Genomic DNA, 14739 nt, shown 5'->3' with positions numbered 1-14739 from the left:
TGCCATGACAACTCCGCGATTGAAGGTCAACAAGCCGCCGACGCGCCCTTACAAGTTGGTCGGTGTGGCGGTCTTGTTGATCGCGGCGTTGGTGTTGTGGTTGGTGTATTTGCAGTTTCGGGGGGAGTTCACGGAGAAGACTCCGGTGACGATGTTGTCGTCGCGGGCGGGTTTGGTGATGGATCCCGGGGCGAAGGTCACCTTGAACGGGGTGCAGGTCGGGCGGGTGGCCAGCATTTCGGAAGTGCAGGCCGATGGCAAGCCGGCGGCGAAGTTCGTGTTGGACATTTATCCGCGGTATCTGAAGTTGATTCCGGCCAATGTGGACGCCAAGATCGTGGCGACCACGGTGTTCGGCCAGAAGTATGTGTCGATGACCAGCCCGGCCAACCCGTCGCCGCAGCGGATTCGCGCGCATGCGGTGATTGATGCGCGTTCGGTGACCACCGAGATCAATACGTTGTTTCAGACCATCACCTCGGTGGCCGAGAAGGTGGATCCGGTCAAGCTGAATTTGACGTTGAGTGCGGCGGCGCAGTCGTTGGCGGGGTTGGGGGATCGGTTTGGGCAGTCGATCATCAACGCCAACGCGATCCTCGATGATGTCAATCCGCAGATGCCTCAGGCCCGTCATGACATTCAGCAGTTGGCCGGTCTGGGGGACACCTATGCCAATGCCGCGCCGGATTTGATTGATTTCCTCAATCATGCGGTGGTGACGTCGCGTTCGATCAATGCGCAGCAGAAGGATTTGGATCAGGCGTTGCTCTCGGCGGCGGGGTTCGGTAACACCGGGGCCGATATCTTCCAGCGTGGTGGGCCCTATCTGGCGCGCGGCGCCCAAGACTTGGTGCCCACCGCCGAGCTGCTGGACACCTACAGCCCCGAGCTGTTCTGCACGATCCGCAACTACCACGACGAGGAACCCAAACTCCGGACGTACCTGGGCGGCAACGGCTACTCGCTGAACACCGAGACCGAGGCGCTGTCGGGGCTGAGCGCAATCCTGAACCCGCTGTCGGGGGTTGTCTTGATCGCCTCGATGCTCGGCGGGCTGGCCGGCCTGGTCGGCGGCGCGCCGAACCCCTACACCTGGCCGGAAAACCTGCCGCGGGTGAACGCGCGCGGTGGGCCGGGTGGTGCGCCGGGCTGCTGGCAGCACATCACCCACGATCTGTGGCCCGCACCCGAATTGGTGATGGACACCGGCAACAGCATCGCGCCGTACAACCACATCGAGACCGGTTCGCCCTATGCGATGGAGTACGTGTGGGGCCGTCAGGTAGGGGATAACACGATCAACCCATGAAAATCACCGGTACCATCGTCCGACTCAGCATCTTCTCGTTGGTGCTGCTGCTGTTCACCGTGATGATCGTCGTGGTGTTCGGCCAGATGAGGTTCGACCGCACCAGCGCGTACTCGGCGGAATTCATCAACATCAGCGGGCTGCGGCAGGGCCAATTCGTGCGCGCCTCCGGGGTGGAGATCGGCAAGGTCGACTCGGTCGAGCTGGTCGACGGTGGCAAGCGGGTGCGGGTGAAATTCAACGTCGACCGCTCGGTCCCGTTGTATCAGTCGTCGACCGCGCAAATTCGCTACCTCAACCTGATCGGTGACCGCTATCTGGAGCTCAAGCGCGGCGAGGGCGAGGGCTCCGACCGGATCCTGCCGCCGGGTGGATTCATTCCGGTGTCTCGCACGTCGCCGGCGCTGGATCTGGACGCCCTGATCGGTGGTTTCAAGCCGCTGTTCCGGGCGCTGGAGCCGGAGAAGGTCAACACGATCGCGTCGGCGCTCATCACGGTGTTCCAGGGTCAGGGCGGCACCATCAACGACATCCTGGACAACACCGCGCAACTGACCAATCAACTCGGGGAGCGCGATCAGGCGATCGGCGAGGTGATCAAGAACTTGAACATCGTGCTGGACACCACGGTTCGGCATCGCCAGCAGTTCGACCAGACCATCAACAATCTCGAGGTGTTGATCACCGGGCTGAAGAACCACGGTGACCAGTTGGCGGGCGGAACCGCGCACATCAGCAATGCCGCCGGCACGGTGGCCGATCTGCTGGCCGAGGACCGCGGGCTGCTGCATAAGACGCTCAACTATCTGGACGCGGTTCAGCAGCCGCTCATCGACCAGCAGGACCAACTGCAGGACTACCTCAAGAAGGTGCCGCCCGGGTTGAACATGATCGGGCGCGCCATCGGGTCCTACGGCGACTTCGTCAACTTCTACGCCTGCGACATCACGATGAAGATCAACGGCCTACAGGCCGGGGGGCCCATCCGCACCGTCCGGCTTTTCCAGCAGCCGACAGGTAGGTGCACGCCGCAATGAGATCGCTGGAACCTCCGAATCGGCTACGCATCGGGCTCATGGGCATCGTGGTGACGGTGCTCGCGATCGGCGTGGGTCAAAGCTTCACGAATATCCCGATGCTGATGGCCAGGCCGGCTTACTACGGGCAGTTCACCGACTCCGGTCAAATCACCGTCGGCGACAAGGTGCGCATCGCCGGCATGGACGTCGGCAAGGTCGAGGGCCTGCGGATCGACGGCGACCACGTCGTGATGAAGTTCTCGATCGGCACCAACACGATCGGCAGCGAGAGCCGGCTGGCGATCCGCACCGACACCATCCTGGGTAGGAAGGTGATGGAGATCGAGCCGCGCGGCAACCAGCAATTGCGGCCCGGCGCCACGCTGCCGCTGGGGCAAAGCACCACCCCGTACCAGATCTACGACGCGTTCTTCGACGTCACCAAGGCCGCCCAGGGCTGGAACATCGACACCGTCAAAGAGTCACTGCACGTGCTGTCGCAGACGATCGATCAGACCTACCCTCACCTGAGCCCAGCGCTGGAGGGCGTGGCCAAATTCTCCGACACGATCGGCAAACGCGACGAAGAGGTCAAACATCTGCTGGCCCAGGCCAATCAAGTGGCCAGCGTCCTCGGTGACCGCAGCGAGCAGGTCGACCGACTACTGGTCAACGCCAAGACGCTGCTGGCCGCATTCAACGAACGCGGCCAGGCCATCAATGCGTTGCTGGCGAACGTCGCCGCGTTCTCGGAGCAGGTCAAGGGCTTCATCAACGACAACCCGAACCTGAACCACGTGCTCGAACAGTTGCGTACGCTCAGCCAGATCCTGGTCGAGCGCAAAGACGATCTTGCTGCGGGGCTCACCGAGGTGGGCATGTTCCTGCCGTCGCTGAACGAGGCCATCGCGTCGGGACCATTCTTCAAGGTGGTCCTGCACAACCTGGCCCTGTATCAGATCGTTCAGCCGTGGGTTGATGCCGCGTTCAAGAAGCGCGGGATCGACCCGGAGAACTTCTGGCGCGGCGCCGCGTTGCCGTCCTTCCGGTGGCCGGACCCCAACGGCACCCGGTTCCCCAACGGTGCGCCGCCGCCCGCGCCGCCGGTGCTGGAGGGCACACCGGATCATCCGGGACCGGCCGTCGGACCCGGGTCACCGTGCTCGTACAGTCCGGCGAATCCCGGCGGCAACATCACCGTCGGGGACGAGGGTCTGCCGCGGCCGTGGAATCCGCTGCCCTGCGCGGGTGCGGCCATCGGACCGTTCGGTGGAGTCGGTTTCCCCGCGCCGGTCGACGTCGAGACGTCGCCGCCGAATCCCGACGGTCTGCCACCCACACCGGGCATGCCGATCGCCGGTCGCCCGGGCGACCCGCCGCCGAACGTTCCGGGAACCCCGGTGCCGTTGCCGCCTCAGGCACCACCGGGCGCGCGCACCGAGAACCTGGCACCGGCCGGGCCGACGCCGCCACCGTCGACCTTCGCGCCGGGCCTGCCTCCGGGTCCGCCGGCACCGCCCGGGCCGGGCAACCAGCTGCCGGCGCCGTTCATCAATCCGGGCGGAGCTGGAGGTAGCGGGGTCACGGGAGGTACCCAGAATTGAGCACCGTCTTTGACATCCGCAACCTGCGGCTACCCAAGCTGTCGCGCACGACGGTGATCATCGGGTCGCTGGTGGTGGTGCTGGCGCTCGTCGTGGGGTATGTCGGCTGGCGGCTATACGACAAGCTGACCAACAACACGGTGGTCGCCTACTTCCCGGCGGCGAACGCGCTGTACCCGGGCGACAAGGTCCAGATCATGGGTCTGGCGGTGGGCTCGATCGACAAGATCGAGCCGACCGGCGACAAAATGCGGGTGACCTTCCATTACCAGAACAAGTACAAGGTTCCCGCCAACGCATCCGCGGTGATCCTCAACCCCACCCTGGTGGCCTCGCGGGCCATCCAGCTGGAGCCGGTCTACAAGGGTGGCCCGGTGCTCGGCGACAACGCGGTGATCCCGGAGGAGCGCACCCAGGTCCCCGTGGAGTGGGACCAGTTGCGCAACAGCATCACCAACATCATCTCCAAGCTCGGCCCGACCAAAGAGCAGCCGACGGGGCCGTTCGGTGAGGTCATCACGTCCTTCGCCAACGGTCTGGCGGGCAAGAGCAAGCAGATCAATACGACGCTGAACAACCTGTCGCGGGCGTTGACCGCGCTCAATGAGGGTCGTGGCGACTTCTTCGCGGTGGTGCGCAGCCTTGCGCTCTTTGTCAACGCGCTGCACCAAGACGATCAGCAGTTCGTCGCGCTGAACCAGAACCTCGCGGACGTCACCGGCCGGCTCGCGCAAAACGACACCGACCTGTCCAACGCGCTGCAGCAGTTCGACGGCCTGCTCTCCACCGTGCGGCCATTCCTCGACAAGAACCGCGAGGTGTTGACCACTGACATCAACAACCTGGCCACCGCGACGAACACAGTGCTGCAACCGGATTCGCTGAACGGGCTGGAGACCGCCCTGCACGTCACGCCGACGGCCGCGGCGAACATCAACCAGATCTACCACCCGTCACACGGCGCGGTTGTCGCGATTCCCGCGATCACCAACTTCGCCAACCCGATGCAGTTCATCTGCAGCTCCATTCAGGCCGGCAGCCGGCTCGGTTATCAAGAGTCCGCCGAGCTGTGTGCGCAGTACCTGGCGCCGATCCTCGACGCGATCAAGTTCAACTACCCGCCGTTCGGTTTGAACCTGTTCAGTACCGCCGAGACGCTGCCCAAGGAGATCGCGTACTCCGAGCCGCGGCTGCAGCCGCCGCCGGGGTACAAGGACACCACCGTCCCCGGGATCTGGTCGCCGGACACCCCGACCTCGCACCGCAACACGCAGCACGGCTGGATTGTCGCCCCGGGCATGCAGGGGCAGCAGGTGGGGCCGATCACCGCGGACCTGATGACGCCGGAATCGTTGGCCGAGCTCATGGGTGGGCCGAACATCGAGCCCGTCCAGTCGACCTTGCAGACGCCGCCCGGACCGCCGAACTCCTACGACGAGAACCCGATATTGCCGGTCATCGGCCAGAACCCGCCGCAGGTGCCGATTCCACCGCCGCCGCCGGGAGCCGATGTGGCCCCGGGTCCCGTAGCCCCCACCCCGGCGCCGGTGTCGGCGCCCGCGCCCAACGCCGGCGGGCCGCCGGTGCCTGCTAACCCGGGAGGTGGCCAGTGAGGCGCGACGTGAGCGCGGTTCGCGCGAACGGAAGGCCGAACCGTTGGACGCCCAGGCGCGCAACGATGCTGATCCGCCGCCGCGCGTGGCAGGGCCTGGTGCTGCTGGTGGCCGCGCTGGTGCTGAGCTCGTGCGGCTGGCGTGGCATCTCCAATGTGGCGATTCCGGGCGGTCCCGGTAGCGGGTCGGGTTCTTACACGATCTATGTGCAGATGCCGGACACGTTGGCCATCAACAACAACAGCAAGGTCATGGTGGCCGACGTCCTTGTGGGCTCGATCAAAGAAATCAAGCTGAAGAACTGGGTGGCCACCCTGACGTTGGGTCTGGACAAGAGCGTCAAGCTGCCGAAGAACGCCACCGCCAAGATCGGCCAGACTTCGTTGCTGGGTTCTCAGCACGTGGAACTGGCCGCACCGCCGAACCCGTCGCCGGAGCAGCTGAAACCCGGCGACACGATTCCGCTGAAGAATTCGTCCGCGTTTCCCACCACCGAGGAGACGTTGGCCAGCCTGTCGTTGATCCTGCGCGGTGGCGGCATTCCGAACCTCGAGGTGCTGCAGAACGAGGTCTTCAACATATTCAATGGCCGTGGCGAGCAGATCCGGGCCTTCCTCGGCAAGCTGGATACCTTCACCAACCAGCTCAATCAACAGCGCGACGACATCACCCACGCGATTGACTCCACCAACCGGCTATTGGTCTACGTGGGGGCCCGCGCGGATGTCCTCGATCGAGTGCTGACCGACATCCCGCCGCTGATCAAGCATTTCGCCGACACCAAGCAGCTGTTGATCAACGCCGTCGACTCGGTGGGACGGCTCAGCCAGGCCGCCGACCAGTACCTGTCCGAGGCGCGCGGACCCCTGCACCAGGATTTGCAATCGCTGCAGTGCCCGTTGCGGGAACTCGGCCGTGCGTCACCGATGCTGATCGGCGCGCTGAAGTTGATCCTCACGCAGCCGTTCGACATCGACAGCGTTCCGAAGGTGGTCCGCGGTGACTACATGAACGTGTCGCTGACCCTCGACTTGACCTACAGCGCCATCGACAACGCGTTCCTCACCGGTACCGGGTTGTCGGGAGCTCTGCGCGCACTCGAGCAGTCGTTCGGGCGCGATCCCGAGACGATGATCCCCGACGTCCGCTACACGCCGAACCCGAATGACGCGCCCGGCGGACCGCTGGTGGAAAGGGCGGAGCGAGGACAATGCTGACTCCCTTCGTTCGACGCCAGCTCATTCTGTTCGGGATCCTGACGGTGATCTCGCTAGGTGTGTTGGGCATCTATTACCTGCAGATTCCGAGCCTGATGGGAGTCGGCCGATACACGCTCAAGGCCGAGCTGCCGGCTTCGGGCGGGCTGTATCCAACGGGAAACGTGACCTATCGCGGCATCACCATCGGCAAGGTCACCGACGTCGAGCCCACCGAACGCGGCGCCGAAGCGACGCTGAGTATCGACAGCCGCTACAAGGTCCCGATCGACGCGATCGCCAACGTGCACTCGGTGTCGGCGGTCGGTGAGCAGTATCTGGACCTGGTGTCGCCAGGGAACCCCGGCAAGTTCCTTTCGGACGGACAGACCATCGCCAAGGGCACGGTGCCCTCCGAGATCGGGCCGGCGCTGGACACGGCGAACCGTGGACTTGCGGTGTTGCCGAAGGACAAGATCGGCCAGCTGCTCGACGAGACGGCGGAATCGGTCGGCGGGCTGGGGCCCGCCCTGCAACGGCTGGTCGACTCCACGCAGGCGATCGTCGGCGACTTCAGGACCAACATCACCAACGTCAACGACATCATCCAGAACTCCGGGCCGATCCTCGACAGCCAGGTCAATTCGAATGACGCGATCGAGCGTTGGGCACGCAACCTGAACACGTTGGCCGCGCAGTCGGCGGCGAACGACCAGCATGTGAGAAGCATTCTGTCCCAAGCGGCGCCGACCGCCGATCAGGTCAACGACGTGTTCAACGACGTCCGGGAATCGCTACCGCAGACGCTGGCGAACCTCGAGGTGGTGTTCGACCTGCTCAAGCGCTACCACAACGGTCTGGAACAGGTGCTGGTGTTCCTGCCGCAGGGTGCGTCGATCGCGCAGACGGTGGGCGCGCCGTTCCCGAACCAGGCCGCGCTCGACCTAGGGCTGTCGATCAACTGGCCGCCCCCCTGCCTGACGGGCTTCGTCCCGGCATCGGAATGGCGGTCCCCGGCCGACACCAGCATGGTGCCGCTGCCGTCGGGTACCTACTGCAAGATCCCGATGGACACGCCGGCCAACAGCGTGCGTGGATCGCGCAACATCCCGTGTGTCGATATCCCCGGCAAGCGGGCCGCCACGCCACGGGAATGCCGCGACCCCAGGCCGTACGTTCCGGCCGGAACCAACCCCTGGTACGGAGACCCGAACCAGATCCTGACCTGCCCCGCACCCGCCGCGCGCTGTGACCAGTCGGTGCGGCCGGGCATGGTGATCCCGGCACCGTCGGTCAACAACGGAATGAACCCGGCGCCCTCGGACCGGGTCGCCGGGACGCCCCCGCCGACCAGCGACCCGTTGTCGCGGCCGGGATCGGGTACCGTGACGTGCAACGGACAGCAGCCCAACCCGTGTGTCTACACTCCGGGCGGGGGGCCCCCGTCGGCGGTATACAGTCCGCAGAGCGGTCAGCTGATAGGGCCCGACGGAGTTAAATGGTCCGTCGAAAACTCGACTAAAACAGGAGACGACGGATGGAAGGAGATGCTGGCGCCGGCCGGCTGAACCCCCCACCGATGCCGATTGCTCGTCGTCTGCGCAGGCTCTCCCTAAGGCCAGGGCGGAAGAACCGTCAGGAATCCGAGGTCGAGGCCGACCCGACCAGCACCGACGAAACCCTGACCGAGGTGACGGCCGAGGACGCGTCGGAATCCGAGGCTGACGAAGCCAGCGCCGAGGTGATGGCCGAGGCGGAGCCCGAGGGCGACGCGGAGCAGCTCAGCGCTGAGGCGACTGCCGAGGATTCGGAGGAATCCGAGGATTCTGCCGTCGACGTCGGGGATACCGCCGTCGAGCGCCGCCCGTCGCGGCTGGGTCGCGGCTGGGTGGCCGGTATCGCGGCGGCGCTGGTCCTGGCCGCCGGGGGCATCGGGGCCGGCGGCTACCTTGCGCTGCGCTACCACCACGACAGCCAGGCGATCGCGCGCAACAACGCCGCGGCGCTCAAAGCGGCGATCGAGTGTGTTTCGGCGACCCAGGCGCCGGACACCAACGCGATGGTCGCGAGCGAACAGAAGATCATCGACTGTGGCACAGACGCTTTCCGCGCCCAGGCCCTGCTGTACACCAGCATGCTCGTTCAGGCGTACCAGGCTTCGAACATCCACGTCCAGGTGGCCGATGTGCGCGCGGCGGTGGAGCGCAACAACAAAGACGGTTCCATCGACGTACTCGTCGCGATGCGCGTCAAGGTCGCCAGCGACAAGTCGGAGAACGAGACCGGGTATCGGCTGCGGGTGACGATGGCGACCGCGGAGGGGCAGTACAAGATCGCCAAGCTCGACCAGGTGACGAAGTGACGGTGGTGGTCGAGGAGACTCAGGCTAAGACCCAGACCAAGGCGGAAGTTCCGAAGTCACCGCGGAATGCATTGGCGCCCTGGCACATCCGGGTGGGTGCGTTCGCCCTCGACGTGCTTCCGGGCGCCGCCGTGGTGGCGACGATGGCGTTGGCCGCCCTCACCGTGTCTCGGCACCCGGTCTGGTGGTGGGTGTGCGTCTCCGTCGGTGGGCTGGCCATCCTGCTGACGTTGGTCAACCGGCTGGTGTTGCCGAGCATCGTCGGCTGGAGCCTGGGGCGTGCGCTGTATGGCATCACGGTGCTACACCGCGACGGCGAGCCCATCGGGGTGTGGGGGCTGCTGCTGCGGGACCTGGCTCATCTCCTCGACACCGTGTCGGTGGTGGGATGGCTATGGCCGCTTTGGGATTCACGCGGCTGCACCTTCGCCGACATGCTGCTGCGCACCGAGGTCCGTTGGGTCGAACCGGATCGGCGGCCGCCGAACATGCGGCGCTGGAGCGCGGTCGCGGTCATCACCGCGGCGGCGGTGTGCCTCGCGGGCGTCGGCGTGAGCTATCTGGTGGTGTACTCCCACGATCGGGGAAGCGAACAAACCAGGGCCCAGATTCAGGTGCAGGGTCCGAAGATCGTCGCACAGATGCTGACGTACGACCCGAAGTCGTTGCACGACGACTTTTCCCGCGCCCAATCGTTGGCGACCGACAAATATCGACACAAGCTGGCCGAACAGCAGGACGTCGTCCAAAGAGGCAACCCGGTCATCAACGAATACTGGGTGACCGACGGCTCCATCGAATCGGCGACGCCGGACCGAGCGACGATGCTGTTGTTCATGCAGGGGCGGCGCGGCGTGGGGCCCGAGCAACACTACATCAGCGCGACCGTGCGCGTGACTTTCGCCAAAGGCGGCAACGACCGCTGGCTCGTCGACGACCTCACCGTCCTGACCAAACCGAAACCCCCCGGGAAAGGAAAATGAGCCCGCGCCGCAAGTTTGCGCCGGGCGAGGACTCCCTGCTCGTCGCGCGCCCGCCGGCGTCATACCGACCGTGGGCGTACCCGCTCATGATCGCCGTTGCCGCGCTCGTCATGGCGGCGGCGGTCACCGTCTCCTCCTTGATGCTGATCGCTCATCAGTCCGCCGAACACCAGGCTTCGAAAGACCGCCAGGTGCTCAACTACGTGACGGGCTTCATGACGGAGTTCACCTCCATCGACCCTTTTCACGCCAACAACTACGTAGACCGGATATTGGCCCAGGCGACGGGTGAGTTCGCCAAGCAGTACACGGACAAGGCGAACGAGATCCTGCTCCAGGTCGCGCGCGCCGAACCGGCCACGGGCACCGTCCTGGGCACCGGCGTCGAACGGTGGAACGACGACGGCACCGTCACCGTGATGGTGGCGACCGCGGTCACCTCCAAATCGCCGGATGAGAAACAGGTCATCGAGAACACGAATCGGTGGACGGTAACCGCAACGCAGGAAGGGAAGCAGTGGAAGATCAGCAACCTGCTGCAGGTGATCTGACCGACGACGCGGCCTCGGAAACTTCGGAAACTCCAGAAGCCAAGGTGGCCAAGGTAACCAAGGAAGCCCAGAGCGACGACTCCGCCGAGCAGGACGAAACCGCCTCTGCGGCAACCGAAGCGACCTCGGACGAGGAGGCCAGCGAGGCCGACGAGGCCGACGAGACGGACGAGACCGCAGCGACGACCAAGCCCAAGCGATTCCGCTTCAAGCGACTCGGCGGGAATGGCAGGGCCATCGCCGTCGCGGTGGCGGCGGCGCTCTTCGTCGGTTCCGCGGCGTTTGCGGGATCGACCCTGCAGCCCTACCTGACCGACCGTGCCACCGCCGCAACCAAACTCAAGGTTGCGCGGACCGCGGCCAACGCGATCACGACGCTGTGGACCTACACCCCGGAGAACATGGACGGGCTGGCCGATCGCGCCGCGACGTACCTCAGCGGCGACTTCGAAGCGCAGTACCGCAAATTCGTCGACTCGATCGTGGCGCCCAACAAACAGGCGAAAGTAACCAACAGCACCCAGGTCACCGGCGCGGCGGTGGAATCGCTGGATGACCCGAACGCCGTCGTCATCGTCTACACCAACACCACGTCCACAAGCCCGCTGACCAAGAACATTCCGGCGTTGAAGTACCTGTCATACCGGCTGTTCATGAAGCGCACGAACGGGCGCTGGCTGGTGACCAGGATGACGACCATCACCTCACTGGATCTGACGCCCCGGCCGTAGCGCGGGCCGAAAGACCCTGCATCCCATGGCCGTTACGTCGCCGGTATCGGAGCGATCGACCGTTGCGGCGTTGCTGCTGCTGACCTTCGCCACCGGGCTGGCCGACTCGATCAGCATCCTGGTGCTCGGCCACGTGTTCGTCGCGAACATGACCGGAAACGTGATCTTCCTCGGTTTCTGGCTCGCCCCGAAAACCAGCATCGACCTGACCGCGGTCGTGGTGGCGCTGCCGACCTTCGTCTGCACCACCATCCTCAGTGGCCGGTTGGCACGGTACTTCGGTGAGCGGGCGCGGTCGTGGATCACTACGGTGCTGGCGGCGGAGATCGTGTTGTTGGTCGCGCTATCGATCATGGGCGGCACGGGAGTGCTGCGCTATCACGACAACACCAAACTGATCCTGATCGGCGCGCTCGCGGTGACGTTCGGCCTGCAGCACTCGAGTGCCCGCCAGTTCGGGATCCAAGAACTCTCCACCACGGTGTTGACCTCGACGATCGTCAGCCTCGGCCTGGACAGCCGTCTGGCCGGTGGCACCGGCGCCCGCGAAAAGCTGCGTTTCAGCGTCGTTTTCACGATGTGTGCTGGCGCTTTTGCCGGCGCGACGATGTCCCGGTTCGTCGTCGCTCCGGTGTTCGGCGTTACCGCCGCCGTGGTGGCGGCAAGCCTGCTGATCTTCCGATTCGGGCCGAATGCCGCCAAAACCGCTGCGGCCGAAGCTAGTTGAATGCCAGCCAGCTCGGCAGCCCGCGCTCGTGCGAGTCGCACAGCACCTGTCGGGTGTCGCACGAGCCCCGCGGTGACCCGGCGCCCGCCCACATGCCACCGGTTTCGCGGCGCAGCACAATGGCCGACGACCCACCGCCGTCGAGCAGGACGGCCGTGTCGCTACCGAGGCCGCGGAACAGGTCCTGGATGTTGTCCGGTGTGTAGCTGCCGCCTTCGAAGATGTACATCTCGTCCTTTTGCTTCGCGTAGGCCAGGGCCGTACGCGCCGCGCTGGGACCGCCGTCATGGAGCTGCCCGGTGTTGCCCGGCGCCAGCAGGCCGATGCCGGACACCGCGACGAACCTCGCGTTCTTGTTGAGCAGGTCCTGGATCACCGGAGTGGCCGAGTCGTAGTCGTTCTTGCCCTTCGGCCACACCACATAAGGCGCCGCACCCGACGGCAGGATCATCGTCGTCAGCGCGCTCCAGCTCTCGCCGCCGCCCGAAAGGCCTTGCTTGCCGGGGTAGGCGACGGTGCCGGTGACCGCCTGGTTGGCGCGGCCCTGGCCGTTGGTGTTGTCCACGAACGCGCCCAGCGGCGAACTGCAGCCGGTCTGTCGCCAGGAGCCGCCCTTCTGCGGGCGCACGTCGAAGAAGTTGGCGTTGATCGCGATCGTCGGTTGCCCCATCCGCTGCCACGCCTGCAGCGGCGGGTATGTCTCCGAGGCCTGCCAGAGTCCCTCGGAGGTGCGGGCCGCGGGGTTGCTTTCGCAGCGCGACTGGTCACCTTGGTGGCTGTCCACCAACAGGTGCGGGGCAAGCCGTCCCGCCGCGTTCTTGATGATCATCAGGTGGCCGCCGTTGTTCATCTCATACCAGCCACCGCCGGCGTTGAGCATCGGCGTGGGGTGACCGGGGCCGAAGTTGTACACCAGGTATGAGCCCTGGGTGGTGCTGATGGCGCTGGCCAGCATCTCCCGGCCGTCCGCGGCGCGCGCGACGGGCTGGCCCGTGGTGCTCGCCAGCGTCACGCACGCGAGCACGGCGGTGCAGCAGGCGGCCAGTCGGCGCCAACCTGGGGGGCGGGTCAGCACGGTAGCCCTTTCGGCCCGGGTGAGTATGCAACATTGACAGCATCAGTCACACAGGCCTCACTGTCAACTTAAATAACGAACGTGTGACGCTTCGGGCGCGCTGGAATTACGTTTGCTCGCTTGGGCTTTCGTGCGCGGGCTGCTGTTCGTCGGCGGGTGCGGCCTCTTGCTCCTCGCCGGCCTCGGGCTCGGGCTGCGGCTCGGTGGCGCGCGCCCCCTACTTGCTTGTGCGCGCCTGATGCTGGGCTTGATGTTCGGCGGCTATCGCGAGCTCGACGGCCCCGGGGATCCGGTGAAAGCCCTTGCGGTCGTACAGATGCGTGATGATGCCGCCGACCAACAACCCGATGACCAGACCGATGGAGGTCATCAGCAACGCCTGCGACAAACCGGCATCCCCGTGGCCACCCAGGTACACCAGCGACCGCACGCCGAGGAACACCTGGTGCATCGGCTCGAATTCGGCCAACCAACGGAAGAACGATGGCACCGCCTCCAGCGGGACGGTGGCGCCCGCCGACGGCAACCCGAGGATCACGAAGATCAACATGGAAAACAGCAGGCCCATCGAGCCCAGCACGGCAATCAGGGAACTGGACGTGACGCCCACGGCGGTGATCGCGAACACCCCGTACAGCCATAGCTGCCAGCCGAGCGGGATCGGCATCCCGAGGCCGTGCGCGATCGCCAGGTAGACCGCCGAGGTGAGCAGGGCCAGGATCGCCATGATTCCCCACTTGACCAACAGCGTGCGGAACCGAGAGATGTTGGCCTGCTCGGCAAATCGGTACACCGGGCCCCATTCGGCCGGCACGTAGCCGAGCAGCGAGTCCACCAGCGTGCTGACGACAATGCTGCCGGTGAATCCTGCGAGCAGCAGCAACAGCGCGTAGTAGAAAGCCGAGAGCCCGTTGCCGGTTCCGTTCGGTAGTGGGTTGTACACGCCGGACTTGATGTCGATCGGACTGGCAAGCCCCACCACCGCCGCGCCCGCCATCGGCGCGCCGCCCGTTTGGGCAGCGACGTCGGCGGAAAGTCGTTGGCCCACTTTGCTGTTGACCACGCCCATCGCCTGGGTCAGGGTCTGCCCGGCGATGCTGGAGCCCAGCGTGCCCGCCCGCGGGTTCGTCGATATCGAGATCACCGGCCGCTCGGAGCGGCCGGTCGTGACCGCGCTCGTCCCGTAGTCCCGCAGCCTCGACGAGAACGTCGGCGGTATCACCGCCTCGCCGTACACCTGGGCCCGGTCCAGCATGCGCTGGGCCTCGTCGTGGGTGACCACCCGGATGTCGAACTTGTCCTTGTCCAATCCGGCGACCAGACCGTCGACGATCTGCTTGCCCGCCGGCCCGGCGTCCTCGTTCACCACGGCGATGGGGAAATGCCGCAGGTTGGTCGTCGGATTGAGTATCCCGCCCAAATACAGGGCGCACAGCGCCGACATGAGGGCCAGCGTGACGACGATCGGCAACGCCCAGAACCGCACGGTCCGTAGCGCTTTTATGTTTCGCTTGGGGTTCGGCGCCGCGTGCCGCGGCTGCGATTGAGACATGCGGGCTCCTGTCTGTC

At 65.5% G+C, this 14739-nt stretch carries 13 protein-coding genes; 11 read left to right on the top strand and 2 right to left on the bottom strand.

Going from position 1 to position 14739, the window contains the following annotated elements; all coding sequences use genetic code 11:
- Window positions 1-4: 4 nt before the first annotated feature.
- The 11 genes from ACQI5H_RS06875 to ACQI5H_RS06825 all read left to right on the top strand — a co-directional run bounded on the left by ACQI5H_RS06875 (window position 5) and on the right by ACQI5H_RS06825 (window position 12095).
- On the top strand, window positions 5-1309 hold the full coding sequence (locus ACQI5H_RS06875; RefSeq protein ID WP_427078650.1) for an MCE family protein: 1305 nt from the start codon (window positions 5-7) through the stop codon (window positions 1307-1309).
- Complete coding sequence (locus ACQI5H_RS06870; protein ID WP_427078649.1) at window positions 1306-2346, top strand: virulence factor Mce family protein; 1041 nt, start codon at window positions 1306-1308, stop codon at window positions 2344-2346. The genes ACQI5H_RS06875 and ACQI5H_RS06870 overlap by 4 nt, the downstream gene beginning before the upstream one ends.
- Complete coding sequence (locus ACQI5H_RS06865; protein WP_427078648.1) at window positions 2343-3932, top strand: MCE family protein; 1590 nt, start codon at window positions 2343-2345, stop codon at window positions 3930-3932. Before ACQI5H_RS06870 ends, ACQI5H_RS06865 begins: the two co-directional genes overlap by 4 nt.
- Window positions 3929-5545, top strand: a complete 1617-nt coding sequence (locus tag ACQI5H_RS06860; RefSeq protein ID WP_427078647.1) for an MCE family protein — start codon at window positions 3929-3931, stop codon at window positions 5543-5545. Before ACQI5H_RS06865 ends, ACQI5H_RS06860 begins: the two co-directional genes overlap by 4 nt.
- Before the next feature lie 65 nt (window positions 5546-5610).
- Complete coding sequence (locus ACQI5H_RS06855) at window positions 5611-6762, top strand: virulence factor Mce family protein (RefSeq protein ID WP_427078646.1); 1152 nt, start codon at window positions 5611-5613, stop codon at window positions 6760-6762.
- On the top strand, window positions 6756-8309 hold the full coding sequence (locus ACQI5H_RS06850) for an MCE family protein (protein WP_427078645.1): 1554 nt from the start codon (window positions 6756-6758) through the stop codon (window positions 8307-8309). Before ACQI5H_RS06855 ends, ACQI5H_RS06850 begins: the two co-directional genes overlap by 7 nt.
- Window positions 8279-9103, top strand: coding sequence for an Mce protein (locus ACQI5H_RS06845; protein WP_427078644.1), 825 nt, complete (start codon window positions 8279-8281; stop codon window positions 9101-9103). The genes ACQI5H_RS06850 and ACQI5H_RS06845 overlap by 31 nt, the downstream gene beginning before the upstream one ends.
- The gene (locus ACQI5H_RS06840) at window positions 9100-10086 is read left to right on the top strand and encodes an RDD family protein (RefSeq protein ID WP_427078643.1); all 987 of its coding nucleotides are present in this window, start codon (window positions 9100-9102) and stop codon (window positions 10084-10086) included. The genes ACQI5H_RS06845 and ACQI5H_RS06840 overlap by 4 nt, the downstream gene beginning before the upstream one ends.
- A complete protein-coding gene (locus ACQI5H_RS06835; protein ID WP_427078642.1) occupies window positions 10083-10637 on the top strand; it encodes a mammalian cell entry protein in 555 nt (184 codons plus the stop codon). Before ACQI5H_RS06840 ends, ACQI5H_RS06835 begins: the two co-directional genes overlap by 4 nt.
- Window positions 10604-11368 carry a mammalian cell entry protein gene (locus ACQI5H_RS06830; RefSeq protein ID WP_427078641.1) on the top strand — a complete coding sequence of 255 codons (765 nt, stop codon included), beginning with the start codon at window positions 10604-10606 and terminating at the stop codon, window positions 11366-11368. The genes ACQI5H_RS06835 and ACQI5H_RS06830 overlap by 34 nt, the downstream gene beginning before the upstream one ends.
- A gap of 25 nt (window positions 11369-11393) precedes the next feature.
- Entirely contained in the window at window positions 11394-12095 is a 702-nt protein-coding gene (locus ACQI5H_RS06825; protein ID WP_427078640.1) for a YoaK family protein, read from the top strand.
- Here the strand turns inward: ACQI5H_RS06825 and ACQI5H_RS06820 are convergent.
- Together ACQI5H_RS06820 and ACQI5H_RS06815 are read right to left on the bottom strand one after the other, a co-directional pair.
- On the bottom strand, window positions 12088-13197 hold the full coding sequence (locus ACQI5H_RS06820; RefSeq protein WP_427078856.1) for a phosphodiester glycosidase family protein: 1110 nt from the start codon (window positions 13195-13197) through the stop codon (window positions 12088-12090). The genes ACQI5H_RS06825 and ACQI5H_RS06820 overlap by 8 nt on opposite strands.
- A gap of 190 nt (window positions 13198-13387) precedes the next feature.
- Window positions 13388-14722 (bottom strand): YhgE/Pip domain-containing protein, encoded by a 1335-nt coding sequence (locus tag ACQI5H_RS06815; protein WP_427078639.1) that lies wholly within the window; start codon window positions 14720-14722, stop codon window positions 13388-13390.
- Between the last annotated feature and the right edge of the window lie 17 nt (window positions 14723-14739).

Source organism: Mycobacterium heidelbergense, from assembly GCF_050205645.1.
In the GTDB taxonomy this organism is placed as follows: Bacteria; Actinomycetota; Actinomycetes; order Mycobacteriales; family Mycobacteriaceae; genus Mycobacterium; species Mycobacterium heidelbergense_A.
The sequence above is the reverse complement of the archived record's forward strand: the minus strand, read 5'-3'. Positions and strand labels throughout refer to the sequence as shown.

Bases quoted from the DNA above. Each gene is read 5' to 3' on its own strand.
- ACQI5H_RS06855 (WP_427078646.1), top strand. From the start codon at position 5,611: ATGCTGATCCGCCGCCGCGCGTGGCAGGGCCTGGTGCTGCTGGTGGCC.
- ACQI5H_RS06845 (WP_427078644.1), top strand. From the start codon at position 8,279: ATGGAAGGAGATGCTGGCGCCGGCCGGCTGAACCCCCCACCGATGCCG.
- ACQI5H_RS06850 (WP_427078645.1), top strand. From the start codon at position 6,756: ATGCTGACTCCCTTCGTTCGACGCCAGCTCATTCTGTTCGGGATCCTG.
- ACQI5H_RS06825 (WP_427078640.1), top strand. From the start codon at position 11,394: ATGGCCGTTACGTCGCCGGTATCGGAGCGATCGACCGTTGCGGCGTTG.
- ACQI5H_RS06865 (WP_427078648.1), top strand. From the start codon at position 2,343: ATGAGATCGCTGGAACCTCCGAATCGGCTACGCATCGGGCTCATGGGC.
- ACQI5H_RS06875 (WP_427078650.1), top strand. From the start codon at position 5: ATGACAACTCCGCGATTGAAGGTCAACAAGCCGCCGACGCGCCCTTAC.
- ACQI5H_RS06870 (WP_427078649.1), top strand. From the start codon at position 1,306: ATGAAAATCACCGGTACCATCGTCCGACTCAGCATCTTCTCGTTGGTG.
- ACQI5H_RS06835 (WP_427078642.1), top strand. From the start codon at position 10,083: ATGAGCCCGCGCCGCAAGTTTGCGCCGGGCGAGGACTCCCTGCTCGTC.
- ACQI5H_RS06815 (WP_427078639.1), bottom strand. From the start codon at position 14,722: ATGTCTCAATCGCAGCCGCGGCACGCGGCGCCGAACCCCAAGCGAAAC.